Genomic DNA, 16,835 nt, shown 5'->3' with positions numbered 1-16,835 from the left:
GTGTCCCGGGCATCGCGTACCTCCCTCGTTCATCCTGACACGTGCATCGGGGGCGGGGACGGTGGATCCCGGGCGGATCCGCCGCGCATAGCCGGTCCATAGATTCGGTGAGGGAGGGGGCAGGGTCCCTGCGTCATCGTCGCTTCATCGACACCCGCCTCGACCGATGGAGCAGACCGTGAGCAGAATCCCCGACACCCAGATGACCCCCGACGGCCCCGCCTACGAAGGCCGTCTGCTCGACCGCGCCGACGAACCCGTCGTCGACCAGGGCGCGCCCTTCGACATCCGCACGCTGGTCTCGCGGCGCGGCATCCTGGGCCTCGTCGTGCTGGGCGCCGGCACCGCCACTCTGGCCGCGTGCGCTCCGTCGGCCTCCGGCGCCGCGACGACCGCCGCGACGGCGACCCCGACCGCGACGCCCACGGCGAGCGCGACCCCGAGCGCCATCGCGACGAGCGCGGCCGCCGCCCTCCCCTCGGGCGAGATCCCCGACGAGACCGCCGGCCCCTACCCGGGCGACGGCTCGAACGGCCCCGACATCCTCGAGCAGTCCGGCATCGTCCGCAGCAACCTCCGATCGAGCCTCGACGGCGGAGCCACGGCCACGGGCGTGCCGATGACCCTGAACCTCACGATCTTCGACTCCGCGAACGGCGACGTGCCCTTCGCGGGTGCCGCCGTCTACGTCTGGCACTGCGACGACCAGGGACGCTACTCGATGTACTCCTCGGGCATCGAGAACGAGAGCTACCTCCGCGGCGTCCAGGTGGTCGGCAGCGACGGCGTCGTGTCGTTCACCTCGATCTTCCCCGGCTGCTACGACGGCCGGTGGCCGCACATCCACTTCGAGGTGTACCCGAATGTGGATGCCATCACCGACGCCGCGAACGCGATCGCCACCTCGCAGGTCGCCCTGCCGCAGGCCGCCTGCGACGTGGTCTACGCCGACGCGGCCTACCCGTCCTCGGCATCCAACCTCACCCGGGTGTCGCTGGAGAGCGACAACGTCTTCGGCGACGACGGGGGAGCCCTCGAGCTCGCCACCGCCACCGGCGACAACACCACCGGGTGGACGGTCGCCCTCGGCGTCCGCGTCGACACCACCACCACCCCGACCGCGGGCGCGATGCCCGGCGGTGCGCCCGGCGGGCGCTGACCCCTCCCTCGAAAGGAACCCCTCTCATGCTGCAGAACCTCACCGGCTGGCACGCGCTGATCGTGCTGGCGGTCATCGTCCTCATCTTCGGAGCCGCCAAGCTCCCCGCCCTCGCTCGCAGCCTCGGTCAGTCGGTGCGCATCCTCAAGACCGAGGTGAGTGACTCCCGCGCCGAGGCGACGGGAGCCGACCCGCAGGCCCCGGCCCCGGCGCGGGCCGAGTCCGCCGCACCCGTCCTCGCACCCCCGAGCACGCCGTGACCTCCGCCGCCGCTCCCACCGTCGCGTCTCCTCGAGCCGAGGCTCCCCGGTCGGCCGCCATGCCCGTCGCGGCGCATCTCGACGAGGCGACGCGACGGGCGGTGCGGGCGGCGGTCGCCCTCGCGGTCTGCGCCCTCGCCGGCTGGTTCCTGTACGAACCGGTGATGGACCTGGTCCGCGCCCCGATCGCGCAGATCGCGGCGGAGCGCAACGCGAGCCTCAACTTCGACAGCGTCACCGGGGCCTTCGACCTGCGCCTTCGCGTGGCCCTGATCGCCGGATTCGTCCTGTCGAGTCCGGTCTGGCTGTACGAGCTCTTCGCGTTCGTGCTCCCGGGGCTCACGCGGCGCGAGCGGCGGTACGTCCTCGGCTCGGTCGGGGCCGCGGTTCCGCTGTTCGCCGCCGGGTGCGCGACGGGACTGCTGCTGTTCCCGCACATGGTGTCGGTGCTGGCGGGCTTCGCCTCGAGCGACGACTCCACGATCCTCGACGCGGGCGCCTACATCGACTTCGCCCTGAAGATCGTCATCGCGACGGGCCTCGCCTTCGTCCTGCCGGTCGTGCTGGTGGTGGTGAATCTCGCGGGCATCGTCTCGGCCCGCGCGCTCGCGCGCAGCTGGCGGTACGCGGTCGTGGCGATCGTGCTCTTCAGCGCGCTCGCGACGCCGTCGGCCGATGTGATGTCGATGTTCGTCGTCGCCGTTCCGATGACCGCTCTGTACGCCGCGGCGCTCGCGATCGCCGCCCTGCACGACCGCGCCCTCGCCCGGGCGTCGGCGTCGGAGGAGACCTCATGTTCGGCCTGACTCTCGAGAAGCTCCTGCTCGTGGGGCTCATCGCCGCGGTGGTCATCGGCCCGCAGCGCCTGCCCGCGGTGGTCGCGCGCCTCGCGTCCCTCCTTAAAGGGCTTCGCGCAACGGTGGATGCCGCGCGGCACCGCGCCGCGACCGAGCTCGGGGTCCCCGCCGACGTGACCGAATGGCGCGCCCTCGACCCCCGGCGGTACGACCCGCGTCGCATCATCGCCGAGGCCCTCGCGGCACCGCCCATCGCGATCGCCGCCGACACGGCATCCGCCCCCGTCCCGATCGAGCAGTCGGTTCCGGATGCCGCGGACACCGCCGGTCCCGTCACGCCCGAGCCCCCGAGCGCCCCGATGCGTCGCGTGCGGGTCGGAAGCTCCGCCCACCCGCGCTGGATCGAGGTGCCCGACGCGTCCGAGCCGGCCGCTCTCGCCTCCGATGCACCGGCCGCCACGGACGGGGAAGCGACCGCGCGGGTCGGCGTCACGGCATAGCCTCGAGGCATGTCCTCGCCCCGCGCCCAGCTCGAAGCCCTGCTCGCGCGCGGCCTCGGCGACGTCTCCCCGGCGTTGCAGGCGCTGCCGGTCGAGGGCGAGGCGCGGGCGGCGGCGGTGCTCATCCTCTTCGGCGTGCTCGACGGGGTGCCCAGCCGCCGGGCGTCGAGCACCGTCCCGAGCGATCTCGACGTCCTCCTGCTCGCGCGAGCGAGCACCCTGCGCGCCCACCCCGGGCAGGTCGCGTTCCCCGGTGGCCGGCTCGATCCCGAAGACGCGGATGCCGTGGCGGCGGCGCTGCGCGAAGCGCGAGAAGAGACGGGGCTCGACCCGAGCGGCGTCGACGTGCTGGGGACGCTCGAGAACGTCCCACTGGCGTTCTCCCGTCACGAGGTGACCCCGGTGCTGGGGTGGTGGACCCGCCCGACGCCCGTGCGCGCGGTCGACGCCGCCGAATCGGCCGAGGTGTTCCGCGCCCCCGTCGCCGACCTGCTCGACCCCGACCAGCGCGGGGTCACCGTCATCCGCCGCGACGGCCGCGAGTGGCGCGGCCCCGCGTTCTCGCTCGAGACGCCGCGCGGACCCCAGACCGTCTGGGGCTTCACCGCGATGCTCCTCGACGGCCTGTTCGACCGGCTCGGGTGGACCGAACCGTGGGACGACGCGCGCAAGATCGCCCTTCCGGTGCCCCCGTCGGCCGCGCGCGCCTAGCGCGTCGCGCGGTGTTCGTCATCCGGCCCGCGCGCCGGCCCGATGCTCGCTAGCGTGGGGTCTGTGACTGCGCCTATCGACCCCACCTCCACCTCCGCCTGGTCCCGCCTCACCGCTCTGCGCGACGGGTTCGAGCCCGACCTGCGCGGCTGGTTCGCCGCCGACGCCGACCGTGCCGCGACCCTCACCCGCACGATGGGCGACCTGCACGTCGACCTGTCGAAGAACCTCGTCACCCCCGAGGTGCTCGAGGCCCTCCTCGCGCTCGCCGACGAGACGGGCGTGCGCGAGCGCTTCGCCGACATGCTCCGCGGCGTGCACCTCAACACCAGCGAAGACCGGGCCGTGCTGCACACCGCCCTCCGCCGCCCGGCCGGCGCCGAGCCCGCACTCGTCGTCGACGGTCAGCAGATCGACCACGACGTGCACGAGGTGCTCGACCGGCTGAGCGCCTTCGCCGACCGTGTGCGCTCGGGCGAGTGGCGCGGCGTCACCGGCAAGAAGGTCACGCACGTCGTCAACATCGGCATCGGCGGCAGCGACCTCGGCCCCGTCATGGTCTACGAGGCTCTGCTCCCGTACGCCGACGCCGGCATCCACGCGCGGTTCGTGTCGAACATCGATCCCACCGACATCGCGCAGAAGACCGCCGACCTCGACCCCGAGACGACGCTGTTCATCGTCGCGTCGAAGACGTTCACCACCCTCGAGACGCTGACCAACGCCCGCCTCGCGCGCGACTGGCTGTGGGCGCAGCTCGCCGAGAAGGGCGCGATCGCCGACTCCGACGAGGCCCGCACCGACGCCGTGGCCCACCACTTCGTCGCCGTGTCGACCGCTCTCGACAAGGTCGAGGCGTTCGGCATCGACCCGACCAACGCGTTCGGTTTCTGGGACTGGGTGGGCGGGCGCTACTCCGTCGACTCCGCCATCGGCCTGTCGCTGGCGATCGCCCTCGGGCCCGACGTCTTCCGCGAGCTGCTGGCCGGGTTCCACACGGTCGACGAGCACGTGGCATCCACCCCGCTCGAACAGAACGTGCCGGTCCTGATGGGACTCCTCAACGTCTGGTACACGAACTTCCTCGGCGCGCAGTCGCACGCCGTGCTGCCCTACGCCCAGCAACTGCACCGCTTCGCCGCGTACCTGCAGCAGCTCACGATGGAGTCGAACGGCAAGTCCGTGCGGTGGGACGGCTCGCCCGTCACCACCGACACCGGAGAGGTCTTCTGGGGGGAGCCCGGCACCAACGGTCAGCACGCGTTCTACCAGCTCATCCACCAGGGCACGCGCCTGATCCCGGCCGACTTCATCGCCTTCGTCAACCCCGCGTACCCGCTGGCCGACGACGGGCGCGATGTGCACGGGCTGTTCCTGGCCAACTTCCTCGCGCAGACCAAGGCCCTCGCGTTCGGCAAGACGGCCGAAGAGGTCGAGGCCGAGGGCACGACCGGAGCCCTCGTCGCCGCGCGCACGTTCCCGGGCAACCGCCCGACGACGTCGATCTTCGCGCCGTCGCTGACCCCGTCGGTGCTGGGGCAGCTCATCGCGCTGTACGAGCACATCGTGTTCACGCAGGGCACGATCTGGGGAATCAACTCCTTCGACCAGTGGGGCGTCGAGCTGGGCAAGCAGCTCGCCCTGCAGATCGCGCCCGCGATCGAGGGCGACGCCGACGCCCTGGCGTCTCAGGATGCCTCGACGCGCGCGCTGCTGGACTACTACCGCGCCCACCGCGGCTGAGAGATCGGGGCTCCCCGGGGCTCACGGGGCCGATTCGGCGGATTTTTCTCCGCCGGATCGGCCCTTTCGTTTCGGCGGCGCGCGGCCCCGTGGGTGCCGCGTCGGCCGGAGGTTCCCCGCGCGGGTCGTCGGCTCGGAGAAAGACCAGCTCAGATGCTGTTTCTTCGCCCGTGAACGCAGGGGGCGAACGGATGCCGATTCCGCGGTCTTCCGCGTGTCTGCGCACCCCGCCCGACGCGCCTCGCTTTCATGGGCCTTTCAGGTAACGAAGAGATAACGCTCAGAACCGGCCCCCACACTCGGGGACTTGTGTCGACCCGAACGACACATCTCTCGCTCGAACCCGACGAGCGTGCCCCCGACGAAAGACCATTACTTTTGCTGCGTTCCGACCTCAAGATCACTCACGTCAACCGCGCCCGGCGCACCCTCGTCACCGCCGCCACCTGCGCGGGTCTCGCCCTCGGCCTCGTCGCCACCACGGGTCTGGCCTTCGCCGCGCCGGTGTCGTTGCCCGACGCGTCGGCCGCGACCTTCCCCGCCCCGGCCGCGACGCTCTCGGTGGCGAACGCCCCCACGATCGACGCCGTCGTGACCGGCGCGACCTCCGCTCTCGACGACGCGCAGTCGACGTTGTCGGATGCCGAGGCCGTGCAGGCCGACGTCGCCGCGACCGGCCTCCCGCTCTCGATCGGCGACGCGACGGTCGACACCTCGGCCCTGCGAGACGCGGTCACCCGCCTCGACTCGCGCGACATGCTGCCCGTGCTGCTCGTCCCCGCGCTCAGCCAGAACGCGCAGACCGAGGCCGAGCGCGTCTCGGCCCGTGTCGCCGAGGTCAAGGGCAGCCTCGAGCAGGCGAAGACCGAGAAGGCGGCGGCGGATGCCGCGGCTGAGGCGCAGCGTCAGGCGGAGGCCGTGGCAGCGGCCGCCGCGGCCGCCGAAGCGCAGGCCAAGGCCGATGCCGCCGCCGCGCTCGCCCGCGTCAACACCCCCGACGGTGCTCGGGCGTACGCCCAGCAGTTCATGGCGCAGAAGTACGGCTGGGGTAGCGACCAGTTCTCGTGCTTGTCGTCGCTGTGGAACAAGGAGTCGGGCTGGAACTACAAGGCCTACAACAATGACGGTGGTGCCACCGGCATCCCGCAGTCGCTCCCCGGGAGCAAGATGGCGACCTTCGGCGCCGACTGGCAGACCAACGCCGCCACGCAGATCCAGTGGGGTCTCGACTACATCGATCGCGCCTACGGGGCTCCCTGCAGTGCCTGGAGCCACTCGCAGGCGATGAACTGGTACTGAGTCCTTTTCTCTGCACGAACGCTGCGCTTCCCCGTCGTCGGGGGAGCGCAGCGCTCGTTTCGGCGGTGCCTCGACGTCGAGCGATCGCGGGCCGATTCCCAGCCTCGAGGGGCGTTCAGCGATATATCGTTATGTATCGCTGACTCAGGTCGGGTCCGCGCGAAGGAGGTCGTCATGAGTGGTTCATTCCTGGGAGACGCGTTCGGCGGACGCGGCGGCAACAACACCCCCGGCTGGCCGATGTCCAACATCCTCGAGGGTCTCGAACAGCTGCGCACGCAGTTCGAGCAGAAGGCCTCGACGACGCCCCGCATGAACAAGGGCGACGTGCGTTCGGCCGTGCTCTCGCTGCTGCTCGAGCAGCCGATGCACGGCTACCAGATCATCCGCGAGATCGAAGACCGCAGCGGCGGCTCGTGGAAGCCGAGCCCCGGCTCGGTGTACCCCACGCTGCAGCTGCTGACCGACGAGGGTCTCGTGCAGGCCGAGGAGTCGAACGGTCGCAAGACCTACTCGCTCACCGCCGAGGGTCGCGCCGCGGCCGGCGACGAGACCACCGAGCGCACCGCGCCGTGGGAGTCGGCCGGATCCCGCGACGGCGGTCGCATGACCGCGCTGCCCAAGGCCGGTATCGAGCTGGCTCAGGCGGCGGCGCAGGTCGGCCGCACGGGCGACAAGGAGCAGATCGCGCAAGCGGTCGAGATCCTCGAAGAGGCGCGCCGTAAGCTCTACTCCATCCTCGCCCAGGGGTGAGGTTCACCGCGTTCGACGCGTGCGGGGCGCACGTCGGCATCCAGGAGATTCGATGACCGACGACGCCCTCATGAAGGCCCGTTACCGCCGCATCACGCGTTTTGCCGCACGCTACCTCGTGCAGGCGTGGTGGTACGAGCTGTTCCTGCCGCGGTTCGGCCTCGGGTGGATCTCCGCCCGGGGCCGCACCCGGCGTCTCGAGCGCATCGCGCAGCGCTTCCACGTGCTCGCGGTCGACCTCGGCGGTCTCATGATCAAGGTCGGGCAATTCATGTCGTCGCGCCTCGACGTGCTGCCGCCCTCGATCACGAAACAGCTCGAGGGCCTGCAAGACGAGGTACCCGCGGTTCCGTTCGTGCAGATGCGCGCCCGTGCCGAAGCAGAGCTCGGGATGCCGCTGGAGCGTGCGTTCGCGAGCGTCGACGAGCGGCCCCTCGCGGCGGCGTCGCTGGGCCAGGCGCACCGCGCCGTGCTGACCGACGACCTGGCGGCCGAGACCGGGTTGAGCGCTGTCGTGCTGAAGATCCAGCGGCCGGGCATCGACCGGATCGTCGACGTCGATCTTCGCGCCCTCCGCAAGGTCGGGGTGTGGCTCAGCAAGGTCGCCCTCGTCCGTGACCGAGTCGACATGCCCTCGCTCGTCGAGGAGTTCGCGATCACGAGCCTCGAAGAGATCGACTATCTGCACGAGGCGGCCAACTCCGAGCGCTTCGCCGCCGACTTCGGCGGACCCGACGGCGTGGCCGTGCCCGAGGTCGTGTGGGAGCGCACCACCCGTCGTGTGCTGACCCTCCAAGACGTCACCGCGATCAAGATCAACGACGTCGACGCCCTCCGCGCCGCCGGCATCGACCCCTCCGAGGTCGCCGCCCGCTTCGCGCGGGTGATGTTCGACCAGCTGTTCGACGACGGCTTCTTCCACGCCGACCCGCACCCCGGAAACGTCTTCGTCACGCCCCTCGAGGGCACGACCGACGCCGGCACCCCGGCCTGGCGCTTCACCTTCATCGACTTCGGCATGATGGGCGAAGTCCCGCCGAGCCTGCGCCGGGGGCTGCGCCGCGTGCTCATCGCGGCGGCCTCGCGCGACGGAAAGGGTCTGGTCGACGGCATCCGCGATGTCGGCGTGCTGCTGCCCTCGGCCGACACCGTGCAGCTGGAGCGCGCGATGACGGGCCTGTTCTCCCGCTTCGGCGGAATGGGCTTCGCCGAGCTGCAAGAGGTCGATCCCCGCGAGTTCCGCGCGTTCGCGATCGAGTTCGGCGACGTCGTGCGATCGCTGCCGTTCCAGTTGCCCGAGAACTTCCTGCTGATCGTGCGTGCGATGTCGCTCACCAGCGGCATGTGCAGCGCGCTCGACCCCGCCTTCAACATCTGGGACGCCGTCGAGCCCTACGCCCAGCGCCTCATCCGCGAAGAGAGCGGCAACACCGCCCAGGCCTTCGTGCGCGAGGTCGGAGCGGTGGCCGCCGTGACCGCGCGCCTGCCGCGCCGCGCCGACAACCTCATCTCGCGTTTCGAAGACGGCTCGGTCTCGGTGCAGACGCCGCGCATCGAGCGCCGCATGCGCGATCTCGAGCGCATGGTGCGCCGGGTCGTCTCGTCGGTGCTGTTCACGGGCCTGCTCATCGGCGGCGTGCTGCTGCAGGCCGAGCAGGCGGTGCTGGGCACGATCCTCATGATCGTGTCGATCGCGCCGCTCTCGCACGCGCTGCTCGCGGGGTGGGTCGCTCGCCGCAACGGCCTCTGACCCGGGGCAGCGCCGGCGGGGGTGAAGACGGTTCCGGATGCCGCCGGGCTCAGCGCCCGTCGACGATCGACATGAAGCCGGCGAACGCGAAGACCCCCGGCACGACGTAGAGCCCCGTGCGCACGACGATCCACGTGATCTTCGCGATGACCGGGAGCCGTCCCGTCTGGGGCGTTCGGGCGTCGAGGCGTCTGCCGTCGCGGCCGATCAGTGGCGACGGCGGTCGCCAGGTCGCGACCTCGCGCGCGGCGGCGGAGATCTCCACCGCCCCTTGCCCGGGCACGTGCTCGTCGACGTAGCGGCGCGAGATCGCGGCGAGACGCGGAACGACGTGCGTCAGCGCGGCATCCACCCGCTCCCAGTCGGCTGCGCGGGTGTAGTCCGCGTCGAGCTGCCGGAAGAAGACAACGGTGTCGTCGCGCATCTCGACGTCGAAGTCCGCCGCGTGATCGACGAGGGCGCCCATGACGTCGGGAGTGAGCACGTAGAGCGCGTCGGGGCCATACCCGTCGGGGGCGAAGGTGCGGAACGACCGGTCGAAGTCGCCCTCGAGCGAGAGTTGCTGATGACGGGCGACCGCGGCCGGAAGGCCCGCGCCCCAGCCGTCGTTGCGGCGGGAGTCCAGCACGAGGTGGGGGAGCGGCGAGGCGAGCCGCACGAGGAGGTACTGCCACGGGCGCGCCCGCGGAGCCCGCGCCCGCACGGTCCCGAACTCGGCGCCGGCCGCGACGAACCGCGGATACTCCCGCACACCGACGCTGTGGTCGGTCACCAGCGAGGCGAAGGTCGCGTGTCCGCTCGCCTCGGGGCGGAAGCCGTTGACGAGCGCGGTGAGCTCGCGTCGCCCCTGCCGCAGCCGCGCGCGGGTCGCGAGGGGCTGCAGAGACCAGCGCCAGAGCGCGACGGTGAGGGTGAACCATACGACGAAGACGCCGACGGCCCACCAGAACGCGGTGGCCTCGCGGGGGCCCACGGTCCCGTCGCCGTAACCGTCGACCGCGACCCCGATCGAGAAGAAGACCACGAACAGCGCCCACAGCAGCACGGTGTTGTTCACGTGCAGCAGCACCTGGCGCCCCGTGGGCACCCAGTCCGGTCGGGGGCGGGGAGCGGCGGATGCCAGGGCGGCGGCCACCTCGTCGGCAGGGGCGTCGAGCCACCTCAGGTCCACGTGCACGTCCTCTCCGGGCCTGCGCCGTGTCGCGGCGCAGCGCCTCCCTAGACTGGCGCGGTGTCGACCGATCCGCAGCGTCCCCTGTCGGCGTGGCGGTTCGACGGGACGCTCCGCGCGTACCAGGCCGATGCCCTCGACCGCGTCGACGTCGATGCCGGCGAGCCTCTGCACCTCGTCGCCCCGCCCGGGGCGGGTAAGACCCTGCTCGGTCTGCTACTGGCGATGCGCCGGGGCGGACGCGCGGTGGTGTTCGCCCCGACCACGGCGATCCGCGCGCAGTGGGTTTCGGCCGCCCGGGGGCTCGCGCCCGACTCCGCCGCCGTCTCCGACGACCCCGAGACCCCGGCCGTCCTCACCGCGCTGACCTACCAGGCGATCAGCGTCGTCGACTCCGCCGACCCGTTCGCCGGTCTCGCCCGGCGGCGCTGGCTCGACGAACTGGAGGCCGACGCGCGCACGCCCGGCGAGGCCGAGCGCTGGCTCGACGCGCTCGCGTCGAGCAACCCGCCCGCGCACCGGCGCGGCATCCGGTCCCGCTCCCGTGCCCTACGGCGCTCGCTCGCGCGACACGACGCCGAGGCGCTCATGGCGTCGCTGCACCCGCACGCCCGTGAGCTGATCGATCGGCTCGTCGACGTCGGGGTCGAAACGGTGATCCTCGACGAGTGCCATCACCTGCTCGACCACTGGGCGCTCGTGGTGGCCGCCCTGCTCGCGCGGCTCCGCGCGGCGGGGCGCGCCCCGCTCGTGATCGGTCTGACCGCGACGCTTCCTTCGCCCGACGACGCCGACGAGTACGACAACTACGTCTCGCTGCTCGGAGACGTCGACCTGGAGGTCCCGGTCCCGGCGGTGGTGCGCGAGGGCGACCTCGCGCCGTACCGCGATCTCGTGCACGTCGTCGCCCCCACCGCCGAGGAGCAGGCGTTCCTCGGTGCCCACGCCGAAGCGCTGCAGGTGGCCCTGCACACGACCTTCTCGGTCGGCGAGGGCCGCGACTTCCTGCTCCGCGCCCTGCAGCCCCCCGAGGCGCCCGCGGCGCCCCTCGATCCCCCGTCGGCGGGTACGCCTGCGCACACCGCCGCGGAGACGCCCTCCGGCCCGCTCGCGCCTCCGCCCGCAGCCGCCCCGGACGACAGCGATGCCGAAGCCGCCGCGATCGACCGCCGCCTCGCCCTGGCGTTCGCGGCCGATTTCGCGGGCGCCGAGGCCGCCGCCGCGATGCTCGCGCTCACCGCGCCCGGCCATCCGGTGGTCGCGCGGATGCCCGCCGTCGCGCGACGCGCCCCCTCGACCGACGAGACGGTGCGTCTGATCGGGCGCTACGCCCTCGAACACGTACTGCCCGACCCCTCGCGCGAACCCGATTGGCAGCGGCTGAAGCGCCTGCTCGCCGACTTCGGATACGCCTTGACCGACCGGGGAGTGCGCCGGTCCCGCGACGCGATCGACACGGTGCTGTCGTCGTCGCTCGCGAAGGACCGCGGAGCCTGCGACGTGCTCGCCCGCGAGCGCGCCGAGCTGGGCACGCGTCTGCGGGCCCTCGTCGTGACCGACTTCGTCACCCACGGCAACACGCACGGGGGTCTGCTCGGCAGCGCGGGCGCCGTGCGCACGTTCTCGGTCGTGATCACGGATGCCGCGACCCAGGGCCTGCGAGTCGTGCTGGTCACCTCGTCGACGGTGCGCATCGCGGCCGTCGACGCCGATGTCCTCCTGCCGGTCCTCTCCGCCGAGCTGGGGGTCGAGGCGACCACAGCGCCCTGCGACGACGACCCCGCCGCCCTCGAGGTGCGGGGGATCGCAGGGGCGGGCATCGTCCGCGCGGCGGCGCGACTGCTCGCCTCGGGAGCCGTTGATGTCGTCGTCGGCACGCGGGGCCTCTTCGGCGAGGGGTGGGACTGCCCCGCGGTCAACACGCTGATCGACCTGACGGCGGTGGCCACGGCGTCGGCGACGCAGCAGCTGCGCGGGCGCACCCTTCGCCTCGACCCCGCGTGGCCCGAGAAGGTCGCGCACAACTGGACGATCACCGCGATGCTGCCTCCCTCGTCGTCGTTGCAGGCGCAGCCGGATGCCGCTCGCCTGACCCGCAAGCACGCTCGCCTCTGGGGGCTCGACGTCGACAGACCCACCGAGGTGGTCCGCGGAATCGGCGCGGCGCTGGGGGCGGAGCGCCGGCGGGCTCTCGACGCGGTGCGCGAGAAGACCGCCGGCGCTTCGCACGCGCCCCTCTCCGGTCTCGACGCCGTGCCGCCGCGGGCGCAGACGCGTGCCGAGTGGCGCGTCGGCACGCCCTACGTCGACCGCGAAGAAGCAGCATCCGTCATCGAACGTCCGCGCGGGGCCCCGGCGTTCTCGACCTCGGTCGTCGCCGCGCGGGCGCTCGGGTCGAGCCTGGGCGCCGCGGTTGCGCTGGTCGTGCTGGGGCTGGGGGCGGCGGTGCTCCTGCCGCACCCGGTGGGCTCGCCCGTCGCCGCGCTCGTCGCGCTGTGCGGGGCTGTCGCCGCCGTCCCGTTCGGCCGCGCCTGGGTCCGCACGCGTCGTCAGGTGAACGACGCCCCCGAGACGCTCCGCCGCATCGCGGGCGTGGTGTGGGACGCCCTCGTCGCCGCCGGCCGGGTCGCCCCGGTGCCAGATCGCCCGATCGTCGAGACCGAGCCGCTCGAGGGCGCTCGCGTGCGAGCCCGGATCCGCGTGCCGAGCGCGCCGGTGCCGGCTCAGCGCACGCTGGCCGCAGCGCTCGAGGAGCTCACCGCGCCGATCCGCTCCCCGCGGTTCGTCCTCGAGATCGATCGCGGCGCAGGGCCGTTCCTGGTGCGCGCGGTGCTGGGCCGGGCCGGGCGCGGTCGTGCCCGCACCTTCGTGGCCGTCCCCGCCGAGATCGGTCGTCGACGCGACGACGCCGTGCGCTTCGCCGCGCTGTGGCGGACGCAGGTCGGTCCCGCAGCCCTCCGCGAGGTCTCAGGAGTCGAACACCTCGCCCTCATGAGCGAAGCGCGCCGCTCCGGAGGATTCTCCGAGGCGGCGCGCTCCGTGATGCGCTGGGACTGACGGGTCAGTACCAGCCGACCGACTGCGAGTGGCCCCACGCGGCGCAGGGGGTGCCGTAGCGGCCCGAGATGTAGCCGAAGCCCCAGGCGATCTGCGTGGCGGCGTTGGTCTGCCAGTCGGCGCCGGCCGACGCCATCTTGCTGCCGGGAAGGGCCTGCGGAATGCCCGTGGCGCCGCTGCCGGCGTTGTAGGCCTTGTAGTTCCAGCCCGACTCCTTGTTCCAGAGCGAGACGAGGCAGCTGAACTGGTCGTCGCCCCATCCCCACCCGGCGAGCATGCCGCGGGCGGTCGCCTGGGCACCGGCGGGGCTGTTGTCACCCGATCCGCCGCCGCTCGAGGCCGGGGGAGCCGACGACGTGCCGCCGCCCCCACTGCTCTTGTTGCTGCTGCTGCTGCTTCCGCTGTTGGAGCTGCTGGATCTCTTGGCGGCCTGCTGCTCGGCGGCGGCCTTCTCCGCGGCGGCTGCGGCAGCGGCCGCTTCGGCCTCCTGGCGCGCCTTCTCGGCGGCGGCTTCCTCTTCGGCCTTCTTGGCGACGGCGGCGTCGAGGCCGCCGCGCAGCTCCGACACGCGCTGATCGACCGTCGCCGAGGCGGCGGTGACGTTCTCAGTGAGCGCGGGCAGGAAGGTCTCGGGCAGCACGTACGCCTTCTCGAGACGGTCAGTCGCGGCCTCGAGGGCCGTGGTGTCGACGGTGGCGGGCTGGCCGATGTCGAGACCGGATGCCGCGATGTCGCCCTGCACCTGCGTGGCGGCGCCGAGAGAGGTCGAGGCGGCGGCGGTGGCCGCGCGCGCTTCGGAGATCTCGGGTCCGGCGGAGGCCGCGAGGGCGACGGGGGTGGTCGCCGAGGCGAGCGAGAAGGTGGCGGTCGACAGGTCGGCGGGGGAGGCCGTCGCCGCCGGGACGGTGCCGGTGAGGGCCGCTGCCGCGACGACTCCGACCACGAGGGCGCCCATGGCCGTCACAGGACGACGACGGGTGCGACGGGTGGCCAGGCGACGGGCGCGACGATTGGTAGGGGGCGTCGAATCAGAGCGCATAGAACCGGTTTCACGTGAGGGAGGACGGTGCGGGTGTCACCGTCCGGCCCGCGCACGGCGGGTACGAAATCGGGAGCCTGGCACGGCAGTCTGGATGCCACCTGGGCGTAACGCTCTCGATCGGCCCGAGAAAAGTGCCGATCCGGGGCGAATCGATCACGCCGTTTCCCGGCCTCCGGATGCCGTTCGCCCCGCGTGCGCCGACTCAGGCGACTCGCAGAGCCGGTCACGCCGGCCCACGGAGCGGGGCGGACGGTCGGTGCGCTAAACTGAGGTGTCACACGTATGGCTCTGCTCGTTTCCCGAGTGAGCCCGTGGCATCGCACGAACAAATCCGCTTCGCTTCGACTCGCGGTATTCGTTCGCCCATGGGCGGCCGAATGCCCGAAGGCCATGGTCCGCCGGACCACTGGCACAGGAGTCGGAGCCCGACACCACACCCAACTAGGACAACCCACTACATGACTACCGCAACGACCGCCCCGGCTACCAAGCAGGTCGCGATCAACGACATCGGCTCGGCCGAAGACTTCCTGGCCGCGGTCGAGAAGACGCTCAAGTTCTTCAACGACGGAGACCTCATCGAGGGCACCGTCGTGAAGATCGACCGCGACGAGGTCCTCCTCGACGTCGGCTACAAGACCGAGGGTGTCATCCCCTCCCGCGAGCTCTCGATCAAGCACGACGTCGACCCCAACGAGGTCGTCAACGTCGGCGACCACGTCGAGGCCCTCGTTCTCCAGAAGGAGGACAAGGAAGGCCGCCTCATCCTGTCCAAGAAGCGCGCGCAGTACGAGCGTGCGTGGGGCGACGTCGAGAAGATCAAGGAGAACGACGGTGTTGTCACCGGTTCCGTGATCGAGGTCGTCAAGGGTGGTCTCATCGTCGACATCGGCCTCCGCGGCTTCCTCCCGGCGTCGCTCATCGAGCTGCGCCGCGTCCGCGACCTCACGCCGTACCTCGGCCAGGAGATCGAGGCCAAGATCCTCGAGCTCGACAAGAACCGCAACAACGTCGTGCTGTCGCGCCGCGCCCTGCTCGAGCAGACGCAGTCCGAGTCGCGCACCACGTTCCTCAACAACCTCCACAAGGGCCAGGTCCGCAAGGGCACGGTCTCGTCGATCGTCAACTTCGGTGCGTTCGTCGACCTGGGTGGCGTCGACGGTCTCGTCCACGTCTCCGAGCTCTCCTGGAAGCACATCGAGCACGCCTCCGAGGTCGTCGAGGTGGGCCAGGAGGTCACCGTCGAGATCCTCGAGGTCGACCTCGATCGCGAGCGCGTGTCGCTCTCGCTCAAGGCGACGCAGGAAGACCCGTGGCAGGTGTTCGCCCGTACCCACGCGATCGGTCAGATCGCGCCGGGCAAGGTCACCAAGCTCGTTCCCTTCGGTGCGTTCGTCCGCGTGGCCGACGGCATCGAGGGCCTCGTGCACATCTCCGAGCTGTCGGGCAAGCACGTCGAGCTCGCCGAGCAGGTCGTGTCGGTCGGCGAAGAGGTCTTCGTCAAGATCATCGACATCGACCTCGAGCGTCGCCGCATCTCGCTGTCGCTCAAGCAGGCCAACGAGTCGGTCGACCCCAACGGCACCGAGTTCGACCCGGCCCTCTACGGCATGGCGACCGAGTACGACGAGCGTGGCGAGTACAAGTACCCCGAGGGCTTCGACCCCGAGTCGGGTGCGTGGCTCGAGGGCTTCGACACTCAGCGCGAGGCCTGGGAGCAGGAGTACGCCGCTGCTCAGGGTCGCTGGGAAGCCCACAAGGCTGCCGTCGCCAAGGCCCTCGAGGCCGAGGCCGCCAACCCGACGGACGCCGGTTCGTTCGGTGGATCGTTCTCGTCGGAGACGCCCGCCCAGGGCACCCTCGCCGACGACGAGTCGCTGGCTGCGCTTCGCGAGAAGCTCTCCGGCCGCTGATCCGTCCCGTATCGAAGGCCGGTACCTCTTCGGAGGTGCCGGCCTTCGGTCGTTTCCGGGCGCAATCCCCCGCGCGAGGTGGGGGAGCAGGGCAAGATGGAGTCATGGCCTCTCGACTTCCGCTTCTCATCACCCTCGCCGGCGTCGCCGTGCTGTTCCTCTCGATCCTGTTCGTCTTCGCCCTCGTGATCGGCGCGATGTTCTTCGGGGGCATCGAGTTCTACGGCGGCTTCTCCGAGGCGGCGTCCGCGGTGGCGCCGGTGCACCTCGCCGCCTGACCGGCGACGCGGAAGGGCTCGGGCGACGACACCGTCGCTCGAGCCCTTCGTCGTTTCCGCAGGATTCCGCGGTTCCACGCCCCCGACACGCCCGGGAGGCGCCCGGATTCGACGGGTCGCCGCCTCGCGCGTAACTTATTACTTGTTCGCCCCACAGGGGAGAGCGGGAAGGCCGGAAGGCCACGCTCCCTCTCACGCGGTGAACCACCCAGAACCCCACCGAATGGTGTAAGGTTTTGGTTCTGGCCATTCGACCGGTTCCCGAGGTTGATCTCTCCGTGAGGTCCCACTGCGGAATCGAGTGCTGAGTGGCCGGTGAAGGTAGTGAACTGCCTCACGGGTAGGTCGGAAGACTGTTTCCTGTGGGTGCGTCCGTTCCTTGAGAACTCAACAGCGTGCACT

General features: G+C 71.6%; 14 protein-coding genes. 12 read left to right on the top strand and 2 right to left on the bottom strand.

All coding sequences use genetic code 11. The features are described 5' to 3' along the window. Positions 1-178 precede the first annotated feature (178 nt). The 9 genes from FS769_RS00065 (at position 179) to FS769_RS00025 (ending at position 8,972) form a co-directional block, all read left to right on the top strand. Positions 179-1,159 (top strand): 3,4-dioxygenase subunit beta, encoded by a 981-nt coding sequence (locus tag FS769_RS00065; protein ID WP_144827749.1) that lies wholly within the window; start codon positions 179-181, stop codon positions 1,157-1,159. 26 nt (positions 1,160-1,185) lie between these two features. Further along, positions 1,186-1,419 carry a twin-arginine translocase TatA/TatE family subunit gene (gene tatA, locus FS769_RS00060; protein WP_144827746.1) on the top strand — a complete coding sequence of 78 codons (234 nt, stop codon included), beginning with the start codon at positions 1,186-1,188 and terminating at the stop codon, positions 1,417-1,419. Next, positions 1,416-2,225 (top strand): twin-arginine translocase subunit TatC, encoded by an 810-nt coding sequence (gene tatC / locus FS769_RS00055; RefSeq protein WP_260979648.1) that lies wholly within the window; start codon positions 1,416-1,418, stop codon positions 2,223-2,225. Before tatA ends, tatC begins: the two co-directional genes overlap by 4 nt. Then, on the top strand, positions 2,213-2,716 hold the full coding sequence (locus FS769_RS00050) for a Sec-independent protein translocase TatB (protein WP_186325362.1): 504 nt from the start codon (positions 2,213-2,215) through the stop codon (positions 2,714-2,716). The genes tatC and FS769_RS00050 overlap by 13 nt, the downstream gene beginning before the upstream one ends. Before the next feature lie 9 nt (positions 2,717-2,725). After that, positions 2,726-3,427 (top strand): CoA pyrophosphatase, encoded by a 702-nt coding sequence (locus tag FS769_RS00045; protein WP_144827743.1) that lies wholly within the window; start codon positions 2,726-2,728, stop codon positions 3,425-3,427. Between the two features lie 42 nt (positions 3,428-3,469). Further along, positions 3,470-5,170 carry a glucose-6-phosphate isomerase gene (gene pgi / locus FS769_RS00040; protein WP_144827740.1) on the top strand — a complete coding sequence of 567 codons (1,701 nt, stop codon included), beginning with the start codon at positions 3,470-3,472 and terminating at the stop codon, positions 5,168-5,170. A 309-nt stretch (positions 5,171-5,479) separates the two neighbouring features. Further along, positions 5,480-6,469, top strand: a complete 990-nt coding sequence (locus tag FS769_RS00035) for a phospholipase (RefSeq protein ID WP_260979647.1) — start codon at positions 5,480-5,482, stop codon at positions 6,467-6,469. 174 nt (positions 6,470-6,643) lie between these two features. Then, positions 6,644-7,222: a PadR family transcriptional regulator gene (locus tag FS769_RS00030; protein ID WP_144827737.1), complete on the top strand. Its 579-nt coding sequence runs from the start codon at positions 6,644-6,646 to the stop codon at positions 7,220-7,222. Positions 7,223-7,274: 52 nt separating this feature from the next. Then, positions 7,275-8,972 (top strand): AarF/ABC1/UbiB kinase family protein, encoded by a 1,698-nt coding sequence (locus tag FS769_RS00025; protein ID WP_144827734.1) that lies wholly within the window; start codon positions 7,275-7,277, stop codon positions 8,970-8,972. 49 nt (positions 8,973-9,021) lie between these two features. On the opposite strand, the gene FS769_RS00020 is transcribed toward FS769_RS00025, so the two are convergent. Further along, complete coding sequence (locus FS769_RS00020; RefSeq protein WP_144827731.1) at positions 9,022-10,143, bottom strand: hypothetical protein; 1,122 nt, start codon at positions 10,141-10,143, stop codon at positions 9,022-9,024. Positions 10,144-10,203: 60 nt separating this feature from the next. On the opposite strand from FS769_RS00020, the gene FS769_RS00015 reads away from it, so the two are divergent. Further along, the gene (locus FS769_RS00015) at positions 10,204-13,200 is read left to right on the top strand and encodes a DEAD/DEAH box helicase family protein (protein ID WP_144827728.1); all 2,997 of its coding nucleotides are present in this window, start codon (positions 10,204-10,206) and stop codon (positions 13,198-13,200) included. Between the two features lie 4 nt (positions 13,201-13,204). Here the strand turns inward: FS769_RS00015 and FS769_RS00010 are convergent, their stop codons facing one another. Next, positions 13,205-14,239, bottom strand: a complete 1,035-nt coding sequence (locus FS769_RS00010) for a lytic transglycosylase domain-containing protein (RefSeq protein ID WP_186325361.1) — start codon at positions 14,237-14,239, stop codon at positions 13,205-13,207. A gap of 461 nt (positions 14,240-14,700) precedes the next feature. On the opposite strand from FS769_RS00010, the gene rpsA reads away from it, so the two are divergent. Together rpsA and FS769_RS16700 are read left to right on the top strand one after the other, a co-directional pair. Next, entirely contained in the window at positions 14,701-16,155 is a 1,455-nt protein-coding gene (gene rpsA / locus FS769_RS00005; RefSeq protein ID WP_056227982.1) for a 30S ribosomal protein S1, read from the top strand. Between the two features lie 104 nt (positions 16,156-16,259). Then, positions 16,260-16,433 carry a hypothetical protein gene (locus FS769_RS16700; RefSeq protein WP_186325360.1) on the top strand — a complete coding sequence of 58 codons (174 nt, stop codon included), beginning with the start codon at positions 16,260-16,262 and terminating at the stop codon, positions 16,431-16,433. Positions 16,434-16,835: the final 402 nt, after the last annotated feature.

It is taken from the genome of Microbacterium sp. BH-3-3-3 (assembly GCF_007679045.1).
Classification (GTDB): Bacteria; Actinomycetota; Actinomycetes; order Actinomycetales; family Microbacteriaceae; genus Microbacterium; species Microbacterium algihabitans.
The sequence above is the reverse complement of the archived record's forward strand: the minus strand, read 5'-3'. Positions and strand labels throughout refer to the sequence as shown.